The organism is Streptomyces sp. NPDC043685, assembly GCF_056436585.1.
In genome coordinates, this window is the sequence record NZ_JBWKCH010000005.1 from 264,881 (window position 1) to 281,135 (window position 16,255).

Consider the following 16,255-nt stretch of genomic DNA (forward strand, 5'->3'; position numbering starts at 1 on the left):
CCGATGCCAGGCCGCCGCGCGAGCGGGTTAGCCAAGGCATGCCTTACTGACGCCGACCATCATGGACTCGGCTCTCTGGGCATCCGGTCATGAATGCCTCATGGCCCGGCAAAAGTCCCGGGACGCCGTCAACGGCGGGGCGGGAGCGGGCAGTCACCGATCCTGGTTCGCCGAAGACCTCGGCGGGAGCGGGCGGCGGCGGGACAGCGGCCTCGCCCTCCGGCTCACCGGCTCACCGGCTCGCCACCCACCTCTTGACGCGTCAATGACAACAGTGGCTTGATGAGGTGGGAGCGCTCCCACCTCATCAAGGGAAGGGACCACCATGCACCGAACCCCCCACACGTCCCCGCACTTACGGGTCATCTCCGCACTCGGGTTCCTGGCCGCCCTGCTCCTCGCTCTCGGCATGCCGGCGGCTCCCCGCGCGACGGCCGCGCCCGCCGCGGACCCCGTCCGCATCATGCCGCTCGGCGACTCCATCACCGGCTCGCCGGGCTGCTGGCGGGCCGTGCTGTGGAACCGCCTGGTCGACAGCGGGTACAAAGACATCGACTTCGTCGGCACCCTCCCCCCGCAGGGCTGCGGACAGGCACACGACGGGGACAACGAGGGTCACGGCGGCGAGCTGGTCACCAACGTGGCCGACCAGAACCTGCTGCCCGGCCGGCTGGCCTCCACGCGGCCGGACATCGTTGTCATGCACTTCGGCACCAACGACGTCTGGAGCAGTGTCTCCCCCGATCGCATCCTCGCCGCCTACACCAAGCTCGTGGCGCAGATGAGGGCCTCCGATCCGGACATGCGGATCCTCGTCGCCCAGCTCATCCCCCTGAACCCGAGCAGTTGCGAGGCCTGCGCGCAGCGGGTGGTCGACTTCAACGCCCGCATACCCGCCTGGGCGCGGGCGACCGGCACCGACCGCTCCCCCGTCACCGTGGTGGACCAGTGGACCGGGTTCAGCACGGCCACCGACACCTATGACGGCGTGCACCCCAACGCCTCCGGGGACGGCAAGATCGCCGCCCGCTGGTTCCCGGCCCTGGCGGCGGTCCTGGACGCCGGTGTCCCGCAGGACCCGGGCGGCCCGGGAGAGCCGGGCGGGGACCCGGGCGCCTGCACCGCCCGCTTCAAGGCGGTGTCCTCCTGGCAGGGCGGTTACCAGGGCGAGGTGACGGTGACGAACACGTCCGCCGCCGCGGTCACGGGCTGGACCGCGACCGTCGCACCGGCGAACGGCGCACGCCTCACCCAGCTCTGGAACGGCACCCACACCACGGCCGCCGACGGCACGGCGACCGTCACCAACGCGGCCTGGAACGGCGCCCTCGCTCCCGGCGCGAGCGCCACGTTCGGCTTCGTCGCCACCGCCCCGGCAACGGCGGGCACCCCGGCGGCGACCGTCACCTGCGCGGGCAGGACACCGGCCGGGTGACAGCCCGGCCGGGTCATGGACATCCCGGCATCGGACCCACCCGGGCCCACCCCGACGGCAGGAACGCGTTCACCACTTCAGCGCCACCGACCACGCGCCCCACCCGACCCCCACTTCTGGAGCCGTCATGAGACTCCGCCCCACGCCCGCGTCCCGCACCCCACGCCTGGCCGCCGTGGCCACCACCCTGCTCGCCCTCCTGTTGTCCCTCCTCGCCCTCACACCGCCGGCCCAGGCCGCCCCCACCGGCTTCCGGGTACAGAACGGCCGGCTGCTGGAGGCCAACGGGAACGACTTCGTGATGCGGGGCGTCAACCACGCCCACACCTGGTATCCGGACCGGATCAGCTCCCTCGCCCACATCAAGGCCAAGGGCGCCAACACCGTCCGCGTGGTCCTCGCCAGCGGTGACCGCTGGACGCGCAACGACGCCGCCGACGTGGCGAACGTGGTCTCCCAGTGCAAGCGGAACCGGCTGATCTGCGTCCTGGAGGTGCACGACACCACCGGCTACGGCGAGCAGAGCGGAGCCGTCTCGCTCTCGCGGGCCGCCGACTACTGGATCAGCGTGAAGAGCGCGCTGGCCGGCCAGGAGGACTACGTCATCGTCAACATCGGCAACGAGCCGTTCGGCAACACCACCTACACGGCGTGGACGGCCGACACCAAGGCCGCGATCCAGAAGCTCCGCGACGCCGGCTTCAACCACACGATCATGGTGGACGCGCCCAACTGGGGCCAGGACTGGGCGTTCACGATGCGCGACAACGCCGCCTCGGTGTTCGCCGCCGACCCGGACGCCAACACGGTCTTCTCCGTGCACATGTACGGCGTCTTCGACACCGCCGCCGAGATCACCGCCTATCTGAACCACTTCGTGACGGCCCGGCTGCCCATCGTGGTGGGTGAGTTCGGCCACGACCACTCGGACGGCAACCCCGACGAGGACACCATCCTGGCCGTGGCCCAGCAGCTCCGCCTCGGCTACCTCGGCTGGTCGTGGAGCGGCAACAGCAGCGATGTCGGCTACCTGGACATGGTCACGAACTTCGACCCCGACCAGCTCACCTCCTGGGGCCGGCGCCTCTTCAACGGCGCGAACGGCATCGCCGCCACCGCCAAGGAGGCCACGATCTACTCCGGCACCGGCGGCGACACCACTCCCCCGACCGCGCCCGGCACCCCGACCGCCTCCGCGGTGACCTCCTCGTCCGCCACCCTGACCTGGGCCGCCGCCTCCGACGCGTCGGGTGTCACCGGTTACGACGTCGTGCGGATCAGCGGCGGCACCGAGTCGGCCGTCACCAGCACCACCGCGACCACGGCCACCCTCACCGGTCTGGCCCCGGCGACCTCCCACACCTTCGCCGTCTACGCCCGCGACGCCGCCGGCAACCGCTCACCCCGCTCGGGCACGGTGACGGTCACGACCGCCCCGGGCGGTTCGTCGTCGGCCTGCGGTGTCGGCTACCGGGTGACGGGCAGCTGGCCCGGCGGCTTCCAGGGGGAGATCGTCCTGCGCAACACGGGCACGTCGGCGATCAACGGCTGGACGCTGCGCTGGACCTTCCCGGACAGCCAGCGCATCACCAACCTGTGGGGCGGTACGGCCACCCAGAGCGGTGCGCAGGTGAGTGTCGCGGCCGCCTCGTACACCGCGACGATTCCCGCCTCGGGCTCGGTCACCCTCGGCTTCACGGCCACCCGCTCGGCGGCGAACCCCGACCCGACCGCCTTCACCCTGAACGGCGCGGACTGTTCCGTGAGTTGACCACGCCCCTGTGCGGCGGTGCCGCCGGGCTCCCCGCCCGGCGGCGACCACCGTCGATGTGATCCGCGCCACCCCGCAGAAGAAAGCGGTTTACGCCGCCACTCAGTGGTCAGGCGGCGGGGATGTCACACCGGCAGCCCACCGCCGCATCTCCGGCACGACGCGCACACAGCCGCCCGGGTTCCCCGCCCGTCGCCCGGGAGGCGCGATGAGCGAGGACACCTTGCGCATACGCGCCGTCAGGGCCGGCGGAACGGAACGGCAGACGCCGCCCGCACCACAACCGGCCGACCGGCGCGACGCGTTCTTCGACAACGCCAAGTACCTGGCGATCGTGCTGGTGGCGATCGGGCACTCCTGGGAGCCCTTGCGGGACGGCAGCCGGGCGGTCAGCGCGCTCTACATGGTCGTGTACGCCTTCCACATGCCGGCGTTCATCGTGATCTCCGGCTACTTCTCGCGCTCCTTCGACGCGAGCCCGGGCCGGATCCGGCGCCTGGTCACCGGGCTCGCCGTGCCGTACGTCGTCTTCGAGACGGCGTACACCCTGTTCACCCGGTGGACCGACCAGGATCCGGACCGGCCGGTCAGCCTGCTGGACCCCCTCTATCTGACCTGGTTCCTGGCGGCCCTGTTCATCTGGCGGCTGACGACGCCGATCTGGCAGCGCGTGCGGTGGCCGCTGCCCGTCGCCCTGCTCATCGCGATGCTCGCGACGCTCTCCCCGTCCATCGGCAACGACCTCGATCTTCAGCGGGCACTGCAGTTCCTGCCGTACTTCGTCCTCGGTTTGCTGCTGCGGCCCGAACACTTCCGCCTGGTGCGCCGCCGCGCGGCGCGGATCCTGGCCGTGCCGGTCTTCGCCGGCGCGCTGGTCGTGGCCTACTGGGCGGTGCCGCGCATGAGCGGCGCCTGGTTCTACCACCGCGACAGTGCCGAGGAGCTCGCGGCGCCCTCCTGGTACGGGCCGGTGATGACGCTGGTGACCTTCGGTTGCTCGCTGGTCCTGGTCGCCTGCTTCCTCGCGTGGGTGCCCGGCCGCCGCGCCTGGTTCACCGCGCTGGGCGCGGGCACGCTCTACGGTTATCTGCTGCACGGTTTCGTGGCCCAGGGGTCGAAGTTCTGGGGCTGGTACGAGCCGGCGTGGGTGCACCGCCCGTCGGGCGAGATCGTCGTGACGCTCGCCGCCGCGGCACTCGTGACCGCCCTGTGCACCCCACCGGTGCGACGGATGTTCCGCTGGGTGATCGAGCCCGACATGAGCTGGGCGTTCCACCGGGACGCCCGCGCCCGGACGCGAGAGCGCAACGCCGTACGGGCGTGAACAACGCCGCGTGCCTCCCGCTGAGCCACCCGCCCAGCACGTTGACCGCACCCTCCGTACGAGGCCGAGGACGCGGCCCTCACCGACGGCAAGGTGTACACCCAGGGCACCGAAGAGTGAGGTGTGCTCCTCCGCAACCGAAGCACCCTCGGCCACCGTCTGTCGACATGGCCGCCGCACGACCGGGCGGCCATGACGACGGCCCGGTCCGGGCCACGACCACGGGGAGTTCCATGCGCACGAAGCTCGGTTCGGTCTTGGCGGCGACTGTTCTCGCCGGTGGCCTGGGAGTCGCGATGGCACCCAGCGCCTCCGCCGCCGACAACTGCTGGGCGTACGGGGACGGCATCCGCACCTGGTGCCACAACGTGTCCGGTGCGGCGGTCTACGGCTCCATCGGCAACAACCACATCTACCCCGACCCCACCACGGTGGTCGGCCACATGTACTCCAACCCCAGCTGGTTCTACTGCAAGCTCGACAACCAGGCCTGGGTCGGCGGCCCGCACCCCACCCGCTGGGTGCTGACGGTCGCCGACAACGGCAAGCTCGGCTGGATGAAGGACACCGCGATCTACAGCGAGACCAACCCCATTCGCGACTGCTGACACCTGTCGAGGGGTACTGGTGCCGCAGTCCGCCGCAACGGCGGGCTGCGGCACTGTCGCGTCGGGGGTGATCCCTTTTCGGCCATTCCGGCGCGTGGGGCCTCGGAGTGCGGCCTCCCTCCGCCCTCCCACCCTATGCTTCTACACGCTTGTAGAAGCAAATATCCCCGCACATGAAGGAGTGGACGCCACCATGGTGTTCAAGCGACTGCTCGGCGCACTCGGTGTCGGCGGCCCCACGGTCGACACGGTCCTCGATCCCGCCTCCGTCCGTCCCGGCGGCACGCTCACCGGGCAGGTCCACCTCGTGGGCGGCAAGGCCGACTTCGAGATCGAGCACGTCACCCTGGAGCTGGTGGCCCGGGTCGAGGCGGAGCACGAGGGCGGTGAGAGCCAGGGCGTCGTGGCCTTCGACCGGTTCACCGTCGGCGGCGGCTTCCGACTCGCGGAGGGCGAGCAGCGCAGCCTGCCGTTCAGCGTGATCGTGCCGTGGGAGACACCGGTCACCGAACTGCACGGGCAGAGCCTCGGCGTGGTGCTCGGGGTGCGTACCGAGCTGTCGGTGGCGGGCGCGAAGGACAAGGGCGACCTGGACCCGCTCACCATCACGCCGCTGCCCGTGCAGGAGGCCGTGCTCGAAGCCCTCGGCGTACTCGGGTTCGGCTTCAGGTCGGCCGACCTCGAGTACGGCCGCATCGGCGGTTCCGGCCAACGGCTGCCGTTCTTCCAGGAGATCGAGCTGGTCCCCTCCCCCGCGTACGCGCAGCAGATCAACGAGATCGAGCTGACGTTCCTGGCGAACCCGGGCGGCGTGGAGGTCGTCCTGGAGGCGGACAAGCGGGGCGGCTTCCTGTCACCGGGCCAGGACGCGCTCATGCGGTTCACCGTCACCCACGAGGGAGTTCATCAGCAGGACTGGCCCGCGATCGTCGACGGCTGGCTGCGGCAGCTGGCCGAACACCGGGCGTCGTACGGCTCACCCGGGGCCCATGGCTCCCCCACCCCCTTCGGCCCGGGCGGCCACGATCAGTGGCACGGCGGCCGGCACCACGACGGCCACCGCTCGGGCCCCGGCATGGGCACGGCCGTCGCGGCGGGAGCGGCCGGACTCGCGGCGGGCGTCGTCGGCGGCATGGTCGCGGGCGAAGTCGTCGACGAGGTCAGCGACTTCTTCGACGGCGACGAGGAGGACGAGGGCTGACACGGGTCCGCCGCCGCGCCCCGCCCGTTCACGACGGAGCCCGGCGGCACCCCACCGACCCACCCGTCCACACCGGTCCCCGGCATGCCGGAGGCAGTGCGGTGTCACCCCGTACGGGACCCCGGCGCCACACTGACCACCGGCCCACAGCCCCCGCCCAACCGACGGGCAGTCGCCCGGGCACCTCAGGCCTCGACAAGCCCCCGCATAGACGCCGCCCCCGGCCCCACACAGGTGTCGCCGCGTGCAGGTCAACACCACCGTCACACCCGAGCCCGCCGACCCGGCTCACCCCACAACCCCCCAAGCCACCCTGACCACCGCCCATCGCCGCCGCCCACCGGCCCGCACCTCCACGCCAAACCGCCGACAGTCGCCCGGGCGCCTCAGGCCTCGACAAGCCCCCGCGGAGACCGCCGCCCCCGGCCCCTCACAGAGGTGTCGCCGCGTGCAGGATGAGGACCATCGTCACCGCCGAGTTCGCCGAGGACATCGCCGAGACGACCGTCCCCGCGGCGGCGCCCCACGCCGCCAGCCCCACCGACGTGAACGCCGGAGGCCAGTGGCGCACGGCGGGGGCCGGGCCGAGCAGGGCCGCCACCCGGCGCGGTACCGGGCCGGGAGCGGCGAGTCCCGCGAGCGTGGGTGTGGGGGTGCCCCGTGAGACGAGCGCGGCCGTGCCGATCGCCCGGGCCACCGTGCGGCGGCTGCCGACCACCCGGGCCGCCTCCTCGTCCGCCCACCGCTCCGCCGTGAAGGCCACGGAGGTGCGCAGTGGCCGCAGGAACGGGTTGGCCCGGGCCGCGAGCTGCACGGCGAGCAGGTACCGGTCGTGCCGCGCGGCGAGGTGCGCCCGCTCGTGGGCGAACAGGGCCCGCCGCTCGGCCGGCCGGAGCCCGTCGAGCAGGGCGGTGGTCACCACGACGCGGCCACGCCTGCCAGGGCCTCCCGCACGCCCGCCGGGGGGCAGCGCGTACGCGTAGGGCACGACGTCGGGCAGCACCGCCACCTGGGTCCCCCGCAGCCCGGTCAGGGCGAGGTGCGCCTGACGGCGTACCCGCGTGTGCCGCCGCACGGTCCGCGCGCAGGCGACCACCACCGCGCACAGCGCGGGAATCGCGGCCTTGCCCACGACCTCGTCGTACGGCACGGCCGCCCGCACCTGCGGGTCGGACCAGCCGTCGGGCAGCGGGTTGCCGGGCAGTTGGGCGGTGCCGACCACCATCACCAGCGCGAGGCACACCGTGCTGCACAGCGCCAGCACCACGGCCAGCACCGTCAGCAGCCGGGTGGCGGTGCGCGGGTGCAGATGCTGTTCGGCGAGGCGTGCGACCGGCCAGGCCGTGAGCGGAAGGATCAGTGGCAGAAAGACGAAGACCCCCATGAGGCGTCAGTCTTCCCCTTCGCCCTGGGCCTGATCCAGCAGGTCACGCAGCAGCTGCTCCTCGTCCGGGCCTAGGCCGGTGACGAAGCTGGCCAGCACGGCGCCGCGGTCGCTCTCGGCGTCCAGCACCTTGCGCATCTTGCGGGCGGCCAGGCCCGCCTGGTCCGAGGCGGGCGTCCAGGCGAAGGACCGGCCGACCCGCTCCCGGGTGACCGCCCCCTTGCCCAGCAGGCGGGTCAGGATCGTGATCACCGTCGTGTACGCGAGGTCCCCGCCGAGGCGTTCCTGCACCCAGCCGGCCGTGGCCGGGCCGTCCGCCTCCCGCAGCGCCGACAGCACCAGCGCCTCCAGCTCGCCCTGTCCCCGCCGGGGACGCTGCCCGGGATCCGTCACCGCCCTGCCTCCGTTTCGCCGCCCTGCGTTGCCCGTGCGGACATCGTATAGATCCGCCGGTCCGGATCCCGATCCCGTTCACTTCTACATTGCTGTAGATTTCAGAGTGGCATCCGCACCGCACCCGTCGAACGCTCAAGAAGGAGTACCCCGTGGGAGTTTCCCTGTCCAAGGGCGGCAACGTCTCGCTCAGCAAGGAGGCGCCCGGCCTCACCGCCGTCGTGGTCGGCCTGGGCTGGGACGTGCGCACGACCACCGGCACCGACTACGACCTCGACGCCTCCGCCCTGCTCCTCGACGCCTCCGGCAAGGTGCCGTCGGACCAGCACTTCGTCTTCTACAACAACCTGAAGAGCCCGGACGGCTCGGTCGAACACACCGGGGACAACCTCACCGGTGAGGGCGAGGGCGACGACGAGTCCGTCAAGGTGAACCTCGCCGCCGTCCCGGCCGGCATCGACAAGATCGTGTTCCCGGTGTCCATCCACGACGCCGAGAACCGCGGCCAGAGCTTCGGTCAGGTCCGCAACGCCTTCATTCGGGTCGTGAACCAGGCGGGCGGCCAGGAGATCGCCCGCTACGACCTGTCCGAGGACGCCTCCACCGAGACCGCGATGGTCTTCGGCGAGCTCTACCGGCACGGCGCGGAGTGGAAGTTCCGTGCCGTCGGCCAGGGATACGCCTCGGGTCTGGCCGGTATCGCCTCCGACTTCGGCGTCAACGTCTGACAGCGGCCGGCCGCGCCGCCGGGCCCGACCGCGTGCGGCCGGGCCCGGCGGCCGCGACAGCGACCTACCGAAAGACCGACCGACCGGGAGACCGTGTGCCCGAACCGTTCCGCCTCCGCCCGGAGGACCGCGCGGACTTCGAAGCCGTTCTGCACCACGCCCTGCGCACCACCGAGATCCGTAGCGCCCTGACCACCGACCCGACCGGCCGGGCGGCAGCGCACCTGCGTGCCCACGCGCTCGCCCACGCCGACGACATCGCGGCCGCGGCCGCCGACCCGTACCGCTCCTACCTCGCCGTGCGCAGGGCCGCCCGCCACGAGGCACGGCGGCTGCTCGGGTCGGGCACCCTGCTGCCGGCGCTCGCGGTGCTCACCCCGCTCGTGGCCGGCACGTCCGCCGCGGCGCTGCTCCTGATCGGCGGTCTGCTGCACCTCGCCGACGCCCTCGGTCCGCTGCCCGGGTCGCTCGTCGCGGCCGGCTCCACCCTGGCGCTCGTCGCGGCCCTGACCGGCCTCGGGACCCTGGCCGCCGTCCTGCACACGGCCCTGCGCCGGCACGGCGCGCCCCCGGCCGCCGACCAGGTGGAACACGCCCGGCTGGTGTGGCGGCAGGAGCTGCTCGACCGCGGGATGCTGCCGCACCTGCGCCGGCACCTGGCGCCGCATCCCGAGACGACGATCACGCCGTGCTCCCCGCCCGGTACGCTCACGCCGTGCCCGGCCCGGGCGAGAGAGGACAGGACATCATGTTCGGACTGAGCGAGCTCGCGATCATTCTCATCGTCGTCATAGCCGTCATCGGGATGAAGAAGCTCCCCGAGCTGACCCGCTCGGCCGGCAAGGCGGCCCGCATTCTCAAGGCCGAGGCCCGCGCCGCCAAGGACGAGGAGGCCGGGACGGCCCCCGCGCCGCAGGTGATCCAGGGCGAGGTCGTCCCGCCCGGCACCGGCACGACCCCGCCCGGCGCCCGGGCGGCGGGCGCCCCGGACCACCCCTGATCCGCCGCGGCGACTACAGCGTGCGCTCCAGACGGTCCGACACGAGCCTGACGAAGCGCGCCGGGTCCTTGGGCTGGCCGCCCTCAGCGAGCACCGCCAGGGTGTGGAGCAGCTCGGCGGACTCGGCGAGCTCCGTACGCTCCTCACTCGCCTGGTACGCCTGGTGCAGGCCCTTCACCAGCGGGTGGCCGGGGTTGAGCTCCAGGATCCGCTTGGTGCGCGGCACCTCCTGGCCCATCGCCCGGTACATGTTCTCCAGGGCCGGGGTCAGGTCGTGCGCGTCCGAGACGATGCAGGCCGGGGAGACCGTGAGCCGCGTGGAGAGGCGGACCTCCTTGATGTCCTCGTCCAGCTGCTCCCGCATCCAGCTCAGCAGCCCCGCGTACTCCTCGGCCTGCTTCTCCCGCTCCTCGGCGGCCTTGTCCGCGTCCTCGGCGTCGAGGTCGATCTCGCCCTTGGCGACGGACCGCAGCTTCTTGCCCTCGTAGGTGCCGACGGCGTCGACCCAGACCTCGTCGACGGCGTCGGTGAGCAGCAGGACCTCGATGCCCTTGTCCCGGAACGCCTCCATGTGCGGGGAGTTCTCGATGCTCTGCCGGGACTCGCCGGTGATGTAGTAGATGTCCTCCTGGCCGTCCTTCATCCGCTCGACGTACTGCGCGAGGGTGGTCGGCTCGTCGTCGGAGTGCGTGGTCGCGAACGAGGAGACGGCGAGAATGGCGTCGCGGTTCTCGGAGTCGGTGACCAGGCCCTCCTTCAGGGCCGTGCCGAACTCGCGCCAGAACGTCGCGTAGCGCTCGGCGTCCTTGGTCTTGAGCTCCTTGACCGTGGACAGCACCTTCTTGGTCAGCCGGCGCTGCATCATCCGGATGTGCCGGTCCTGCTGGAGGATCTCGCGGGAGACGTTGAGCGAGAGGTCCTGCGCGTCGACGACGCCCTTGACGAAGCGCAGGTAGGGCGGCAGCAGCGCCTCGCAGTCGTCCATGATGAAGACGCGCTTCACATACAGCTGGACGCCGCGCTTGAAGTCCCGGGTGAACAGGTCGTGCGGGGCGTGCGAGGGGACGAAGAGCAGGGCCTGGTACTCGAAGGTGCCCTCCGCCTGGAGCCGGATGGTCTCCAGCGGCTCGCGCCAGTCGTGGCTGATGTGCTTGTACAGCTCGTGGTACTCGTCGTCGGACACCTCGTCGCGCGAGCGCGCCCACAGGGCCTTCATCGAGTTCAGCGTCTCGGGCTCGGGCGTGTCCTCGCCGTCCTTCGCCTCCGGGACCATCCGGATGGGCCAGGTGATGAAGTCCGAGTAGCGCTTGACGATCTCCCGGATCGTCCACTCCGAGGTGTAGTCGTGCAGCTGGTTCTCGGGGTCGGCGGGCTTGAGGTGCAGCGTGACGGACGTGCCCTGCGGCGCGTCGTCGACCCGCTCCAGGGTGTACGTGGCCTCTCCGCGTGACGCCCAGCGGGTGCCCTGGGCCTCGCCGGCGCGACGGGTCACCAGCGTCACCTCGTCGGCCACCATGAACCCGGAGTAGAAGCCGACACCGAACTGGCCGATGAGCCCTTCGGCCCCGGCCCCGTCCTGGGCCTCCTTCAGCTCCTTCAGGAACGTGGCCGTTCCCGAGTTGGCGATGGTGCCGATGAGCTGCCCGACCTCGTCGTACGACATGCCGATGCCGTTGTCCCGCACGGTCAGCGTGCGGGCCTCCTTGTCGACGTCGAGCTCGATGTGCAGGTCCGACACGTCGGCGTCGAGCGCGTCGTCCCGCAGCTTCTCCAGACGCAGCTTGTCGAGCGCGTCGGAGGCGTTGGAGACGAGCTCCCGCAGGAAGACATCCTTGTTCGAGTAGACCGAGTGGATCATCAGCTGGAGCAGCTGACGCGCCTCTACCTGGAACTCAAACGTTTCGGTCGTCATGGTTCGCGAATCCCTCACAGGTCCCACAGTCGCCTGAACTGGTGTCAGTCACTGTAAAACACCAAGTCAGGCTGGGGGCACCGGACCTCAGACGAGGTGCGCGAAGACGACCAGGTTCTCGGTGTAGTCCCGGGCCTGACGGTCGTAGGAGCCCGAGCAGGTGATGAGCCGGACCTGGGCCTCCTCCGTGTCGCCGTACACGCGCTCGCTGGGGAAGGCGTCCTTGTCGAAGGACTCCGCGGCGTCGACGGCGAAGGTCGCCCTGACGCCGTCGGCCCGCACCACCTGGAACCGGTCGCCCTTCTTCAGCTCGCCGAGCCCGGCGAACACCGCCGGAGAGGTCGTGGTGTCCACATGTCCGGCGATGATCGCGGTGCCGGCTTCTCCGGGCGTGTGCCCCTTGGCGTACCAGCCGACGAGGTTGGTGTCGTCCGGCGGCGGGGGTTCCAGTTGTCCCGACGGGCCGATGGCGAGGTCGGTGAAGGGCGCGTCGACCGAGATCTTGGGGATGAGCAGGCGGACCGGCCGGGACGGCGGCAGGTGCGGACCGGCCCCGGGCGCGGCCGAGCGGAGCGGTGCGGCGGAGGTGTCGGGGAGGTCGGGCACGGCCGAGGCGGCGGACACGGCCGAGGGGACGTGCGGCGGGCCGGCGGCGTCGGGGAACTCGCCGTGGCGGCCGACCATGCTCACGGTCAGGGCGAGGGCGGCAGCCGCCCAGAGCACCGTCACGACGGTGCGCAGGCGCCGCCTCTTCGGTTCGGGGCCGGGGTCGGGGAGAGCGGGAGGACTGGCTGCCATCAGGGACCACCTCATTCGAGCACGGCAGCGGGCACGGCACGCGGGAGGACGAGCCGGGCCGCCGCGACGTGCGAAGCACGTGCGGCGGCCACGGCGGCTGTGCGGTCAGGCACCGGTCATGCGGCGCCCTGCGAAGCCCTCTGGCGTCGCAGCGCGTACAGGCCCGTGCCGGCCACCGCCAGCACCGCCAGACCGCCGGCCGTCACGCCCGACGCGGAGGCGAGTCCGCCGCCACCGGTGTGCATGCCGCCGCGCGGCTTGCCGTGGTCGTGCTTGCCCTCCCAGGAGCCCTTGTCGTGCTTGCCCCCTTCTTCCTGCTTGTCGCCCCAGTCGCCCTTGTCGCCGGAGCCTTCCTCTTCCTCCTTGCCGCCCCAGTCGTCCTCGCCGTCCTTGTACGACTCCGGGTCGTGCTTGGGGTTGTCCCAGTCGTCCGAGTTCACGAAGGCCAGGGCTCCGCCGCCGGTGTGCATCCCGCCGTGCGGCTTGTCGTGCTTGCCCTCCCAGCCCTTCTCGTGCCCGTCTTCCTTGCCGTGCTCCTCGTGCTTGCCTTCCCAGCCCTTCTCGTGCCCGTCCTCCTTGCCGTTCTCCTCGTGCCCGTCCTCCTTGCCGTTCTCCTCGTGCTTGCCCTCTTCCTCGCTCTGGTCGCCGGAGGCGTCCTTGCCGTGCTCGGAGGGGTCCTCGTCGTGGTCCGTGTTCACCGCGGTCAGCGCACCGCCACCCGTGTGTACGCCGCCTCGCGGCGCGTGGTGGTCGCCGTCCTTGTGGTGCTCCTTGCTGTAGGAAGTGGAGTCGTGGTCTCCGTCGCCCATCGCGTCGGCGTAGGCGGCGGGTCCGGCGATCGCGAGGGCCGCCGTGGCGGTGGCCGTCGCGAGCAGCATGCGGGCAGAGCGCATCGGTGAGTCCTTCCGTCGCGAGCCGGGCAGCTGACGCCTCGCCAGCTCACGAGACCCGGCCTCGACGTGAACCACCGTCATTCACACCGGGCCGTCCCACCATCCGGGGCGTTCACACGGGTTACGACGACACTCTTACGGCGCACACCACGCCCTCCGGGGCGCCCCGTCCGCCGGGCCCGGTGGCTGTCCGCGTCAGCGTCGTCCGAATCCGCGGTGCGTCGTCCGGGCCGGGTCGGGATCGGCCAGCTGGGCCGCCATGCCGACGAGGACCAGGCCGACGGCGATGAGCAGCCCCTGGGCCAGGACGATGCCGAAGCCGAGCACGGCCACGCCCAGGGCCAGCCCCCACCAGGCTCCGGTTCGGCGGTACTCGCGGGGCCGGGCGGGGCGGCCGGATCTCATGGCCCGGGTGAACCGGGGATCCTCCCGCTCGAGTCGTGCTTCGAGATCGACCAGACGCCGGTCTTCGGACTGGGGCACGGCTTCTCCTTCCCGGAACTCGAGCGCTTCGCGGCAGGGCACGGCCGAGGCCATGACAAGTCCTGGGGTGTCGGGCCCTGTGGCGGTGTGGTGGGAGACGGGGCGGCGATGCGACCGTCCCTGCGGGGCTTCAGCCTCTCCCCTCTCCAGCGGCTCGCACCATGGGGCCCACCCTCCATCCTTCCCGGTGGCGGGGCTGTACGAACGCGCGGTCGTGAGGGGCGCCTTCGGTCCGGGGATGGGTGCTGCCACGGATGGCGGAGACGGTCGGGCAGCGCACACGCCGGGTCCGCCCCCGCCCGTCACCGGACCCGCGCAAGCCGGGTCAGCCGTGGGGGCCGGGCACACCGGCACGTCGGCACGTCGCGGCGGGAGCGCTTCGCGCGTCCGGCTCAAGGTGCGGCATCCGGGGAAGGCGTGCGGGTGTGCCGTACGCCCGCGCCTTTGGTGTGCCCGGGCTCCGGTCCGGCGAAGGCACCGGTGTGCGCCTCGCCCACCCCGTCCCAGCCCCCGTACAGATCCCGACCGGAACGGCCGCGCGTGACCGACTCCCCCCCGCCACCCGCATCCTGCTCGCCGACGACCACGCCCTGGTGCGGCGTGGTGTCCGGCTCATCCTGGACGCCGAGCCCGACCTCACCGTGGTCGCCGAGGCCGGTGACGGGGCCGAAGCCGTCGCCCGGGTCCGGGAGCGGTCAGGGACAGCTCCCGGGCCGCCTGGAGTCCCGTCAGGCGCGGCATGGCGACGGCCGTGAGGAGGAGATCCTCGAGCTCGTCGCCGAGGGCCGCACCTCGCAGGAGATCGCCGACCTGCTGGTCATGAGCCCGAAGACGGTGGAGTGGCACCGCGCCAACCTGCTGCAGAAGCTCGGCCTCAGGGACCGCGTGGAACTGACCCGCCACGCCATCCGTGTCGGGCTGATCGAGCCCTGAGCGCGCCCGGACCGGTGGTCGTCCGCTAGCGCTCGGCCTCGGCGGGCTGATGAGCGGCCGGTGTGCTGTCATTCAGCGGCTCCATCTCGTCCGCCGATGCCCTGCGGCGGGCCAGGCAGCTCTGGCCGGCCCGGAGCGCCCGGGCGAGCAGGTGGGCCCGGCCGGCGGCGATGGGTCCGAGGACCGCGAGGACGAGGACGTAACCGGCGATGAACGGGGCGAGCCGGGCGTCGAGTCCGGCGCCGGCGGCCATGGCGGCCAGGATCAGCGCGAACTCGCCGCGGGCCACGAGGGTGGTGGCGATCTCGGCGGCGGGTTCGATGCCGTAGCGGTACACGCGGGCGACGAGGAGACCGGCGAGGACGTTCATCACGAGGGTCAGCACGGCCGCCGCGGTGACCGGTCCGACGACGGAGACGATGTCGCCGGGGTCGATGGAGAGACCGAAGGCGAAGAAGAAGATGGCCGCGAAGGCGTCACGCAGCGGGTGCACCAGGTCCCTGATGCGCGGGCCCGAGGGGGTGCCGGCCAGGATCAGGCCGACCATGAACGCGCCGATGGCGTCGGCCACTCCGAGGACCTCGGCGACTCCGGCCACCAGGACAGCCGCGCCGAGGAAGCTGATGACGAGCAGTTCGTTGTCGCGGGTCGCGATGAGCCGCCCGACCGGCTTCGTGCCGTAGCGGGCCGCGGCGGCCAGCAGCAGCAGGAAGCCGAAGGCCTTGGCGCCCTGGAGGACCATGTCCGTGACGCCCTGGGCGCCGCTGATGACCGGCTGGAGGGCTGCCAGGTACAGGGCGAGGAAGATGTCCTCGACCACGATGACGCCCAGGATGAGGCGGGTCTCGGGACGGCCGATGCGGCCCAGGTCGATGAGGACCTTGGTGACGATGGCGGACGAGGAGATCCCGAGGACACCGGCGAGGACCAGCGCCTCCCTCACGCCCCAGCCCAGGGCGAAGCCGAATCCCAGCCCCGCGCCGACATTGAGCAGCAGATAGATACCACCCGCCGTCAGCAGGCGCCGGCCGCCGCTCCTGAGGTCGTCGAGGTGGAACTCCAGGCCGAGGTAGAAAAGCAGCAGCACCAGCCCGAGCGCGGAGAGCATCTCGAAGTCGTGGACGTCCTCGACGATGACCGGACCGGGGGTGTGGGGGCCGAGCAGGATGCCCGCGAGCATGAACAGCGGGATCGTCGGCAGTCCGATACGGCCACCGAGGCGGGCGAACAGGGCGGCGGCCAGGAAGGCTCCGCCCATGGCGAGAAGAGCGTCAGCGTGTCCCACGGATCACCACCTTCGTGGGCGCGCAGGCGGATCGTTTCACCGAGCCGGGATGGATAGGGGCTCCTCCTTCGAGGGGGTTCGGCATGCGGGGTCGCGCGCACCTCGGC

General features: G+C 71.9%; 15 protein-coding genes and 1 pseudogene. 9 read left to right on the plus strand and 7 right to left on the minus strand.

Annotation, left to right across the window (positions count from 1 at the left end):
- Nucleotides 1–325: 325 nt before the first annotated feature.
- The 5 genes from AC0665_RS18150 (at nt 326) to AC0665_RS18170 (ending at nt 6,339) form a co-directional block, all read left to right on the plus strand.
- Nucleotides 326–1,435: a GDSL-type esterase/lipase family protein gene (locus AC0665_RS18150; RefSeq protein ID WP_478705333.1), complete on the plus strand. Its 1,110-nt coding sequence runs from the start codon at nt 326–328 to the stop codon at nt 1,433–1,435.
- Nucleotides 1,436–1,562: 127 nt separating this feature from the next.
- Nucleotides 1,563–3,206, plus strand: a complete 1,644-nt coding sequence (locus tag AC0665_RS18155) for a cellulase family glycosylhydrolase (protein WP_478610349.1) — start codon at nt 1,563–1,565, stop codon at nt 3,204–3,206.
- A 208-nt stretch (nt 3,207–3,414) separates the two neighbouring features.
- Complete coding sequence (locus AC0665_RS18160; RefSeq protein ID WP_478705334.1) at nt 3,415–4,530, plus strand: acyltransferase family protein; 1,116 nt, start codon at nt 3,415–3,417, stop codon at nt 4,528–4,530.
- 167 nt (nt 4,531–4,697) lie between these two features.
- The gene (locus AC0665_RS18165; protein ID WP_468405670.1) at nt 4,698–5,138 is read left to right on the plus strand and encodes a hypothetical protein; all 441 of its coding nucleotides are present in this window, start codon (nt 4,698–4,700) and stop codon (nt 5,136–5,138) included.
- Between the two features lie 193 nt (nt 5,139–5,331).
- The gene (locus AC0665_RS18170; protein ID WP_478705335.1) at nt 5,332–6,339 is read left to right on the plus strand and encodes a sporulation protein; all 1,008 of its coding nucleotides are present in this window, start codon (nt 5,332–5,334) and stop codon (nt 6,337–6,339) included.
- Between the two features lie 430 nt (nt 6,340–6,769).
- On the opposite strand, the gene AC0665_RS18175 is transcribed toward AC0665_RS18170, so the two are convergent.
- Complete coding sequence (locus AC0665_RS18175) at nt 6,770–7,723, minus strand: M56 family metallopeptidase (RefSeq protein WP_478610352.1); 954 nt, start codon at nt 7,721–7,723, stop codon at nt 6,770–6,772.
- Nucleotides 7,724–7,729: 6 nt separating this feature from the next.
- The gene (locus AC0665_RS18180) at nt 7,730–8,116 is read right to left on the minus strand and encodes a BlaI/MecI/CopY family transcriptional regulator (protein ID WP_478610353.1); all 387 of its coding nucleotides are present in this window, start codon (nt 8,114–8,116) and stop codon (nt 7,730–7,732) included.
- A 152-nt stretch (nt 8,117–8,268) separates the two neighbouring features.
- Here AC0665_RS18180 and AC0665_RS18185 point away from each other — a divergent pair, with 152 nt between their 5' ends.
- The 3 genes from AC0665_RS18185 (at nt 8,269) to AC0665_RS18195 (ending at nt 9,844) form a co-directional block, all read left to right on the plus strand.
- On the plus strand, nt 8,269–8,844 hold the full coding sequence (locus tag AC0665_RS18185) for a TerD family protein (RefSeq protein ID WP_468638198.1): 576 nt from the start codon (nt 8,269–8,271) through the stop codon (nt 8,842–8,844).
- 95 nt (nt 8,845–8,939) lie between these two features.
- Nucleotides 8,940–9,605 carry a hypothetical protein gene (locus AC0665_RS18190; RefSeq protein ID WP_478705336.1) on the plus strand — a complete coding sequence of 222 codons (666 nt, stop codon included), beginning with the start codon at nt 8,940–8,942 and terminating at the stop codon, nt 9,603–9,605.
- A complete protein-coding gene (locus AC0665_RS18195; RefSeq protein WP_478610355.1) occupies nt 9,593–9,844 on the plus strand; it encodes a twin-arginine translocase TatA/TatE family subunit in 252 nt (83 codons plus the stop codon). Before AC0665_RS18190 ends, AC0665_RS18195 begins: the two co-directional genes overlap by 13 nt.
- Before the next feature lie 13 nt (nt 9,845–9,857).
- Here the strand turns inward: AC0665_RS18195 and htpG are convergent, their stop codons facing one another.
- From htpG to AC0665_RS18215, 4 genes are all read right to left on the minus strand, one after another.
- A complete protein-coding gene (gene htpG, locus AC0665_RS18200; protein WP_478705337.1) occupies nt 9,858–11,756 on the minus strand; it encodes a molecular chaperone HtpG in 1,899 nt (632 codons plus the stop codon).
- A gap of 87 nt (nt 11,757–11,843) precedes the next feature.
- Complete coding sequence (locus AC0665_RS18205; protein WP_468405656.1) at nt 11,844–12,554, minus strand: class F sortase; 711 nt, start codon at nt 12,552–12,554, stop codon at nt 11,844–11,846.
- A gap of 116 nt (nt 12,555–12,670) precedes the next feature.
- A complete protein-coding gene (locus tag AC0665_RS18210) occupies nt 12,671–13,447 on the minus strand; it encodes a hypothetical protein (protein ID WP_478610357.1) in 777 nt (258 codons plus the stop codon).
- Between the two features lie 195 nt (nt 13,448–13,642).
- A complete protein-coding gene (locus tag AC0665_RS18215) occupies nt 13,643–13,930 on the minus strand; it encodes a DUF3040 domain-containing protein (RefSeq protein ID WP_468405652.1) in 288 nt (95 codons plus the stop codon).
- A 518-nt stretch (nt 13,931–14,448) separates the two neighbouring features.
- Here AC0665_RS18215 and AC0665_RS18220 point away from each other — a divergent pair.
- Nucleotides 14,449–14,863: pseudogene (locus AC0665_RS18220) on the plus strand (response regulator transcription factor).
- A 25-nt stretch (nt 14,864–14,888) separates the two neighbouring features.
- Here AC0665_RS18220 and AC0665_RS18225 read toward each other — a convergent pair.
- Nucleotides 14,889–16,148 (minus strand): cation:proton antiporter, encoded by a 1,260-nt coding sequence (locus AC0665_RS18225; RefSeq protein WP_478705338.1) that lies wholly within the window; start codon nt 16,146–16,148, stop codon nt 14,889–14,891.
- Nucleotides 16,149–16,255: the final 107 nt, after the last annotated feature.

Bases quoted from the DNA above. Each gene is read 5' to 3' on its own strand.
- AC0665_RS18170 (WP_478705335.1), top strand. From the start codon at position 5,332: ATGGTGTTCAAGCGACTGCTCGGCGCACTCGGTGTCGGCGGCCCCACG.
- AC0665_RS18205 (WP_468405656.1), bottom strand. From the start codon at position 12,554: ATGGCAGCCAGTCCTCCCGCTCTCCCCGACCCCGGCCCCGAACCGAAG.
- AC0665_RS18195 (WP_478610355.1), top strand. From the start codon at position 9,593: ATGTTCGGACTGAGCGAGCTCGCGATCATTCTCATCGTCGTCATAGCC.
- htpG (WP_478705337.1), bottom strand. From the start codon at position 11,756: ATGACGACCGAAACGTTTGAGTTCCAGGTAGAGGCGCGTCAGCTGCTC.
- AC0665_RS18175 (WP_478610352.1), bottom strand. From the start codon at position 7,723: ATGGGGGTCTTCGTCTTTCTGCCACTGATCCTTCCGCTCACGGCCTGG.
- AC0665_RS18150 (WP_478705333.1), top strand. From the start codon at position 326: ATGCACCGAACCCCCCACACGTCCCCGCACTTACGGGTCATCTCCGCA.
- AC0665_RS18160 (WP_478705334.1), top strand. From the start codon at position 3,415: ATGAGCGAGGACACCTTGCGCATACGCGCCGTCAGGGCCGGCGGAACG.
- AC0665_RS18165 (WP_468405670.1), top strand. From the start codon at position 4,698: ATGGCCGCCGCACGACCGGGCGGCCATGACGACGGCCCGGTCCGGGCC.
- AC0665_RS18210 (WP_478610357.1), bottom strand. From the start codon at position 13,447: ATGCGCTCTGCCCGCATGCTGCTCGCGACGGCCACCGCCACGGCGGCC.
- AC0665_RS18155 (WP_478610349.1), top strand. From the start codon at position 1,563: ATGAGACTCCGCCCCACGCCCGCGTCCCGCACCCCACGCCTGGCCGCC.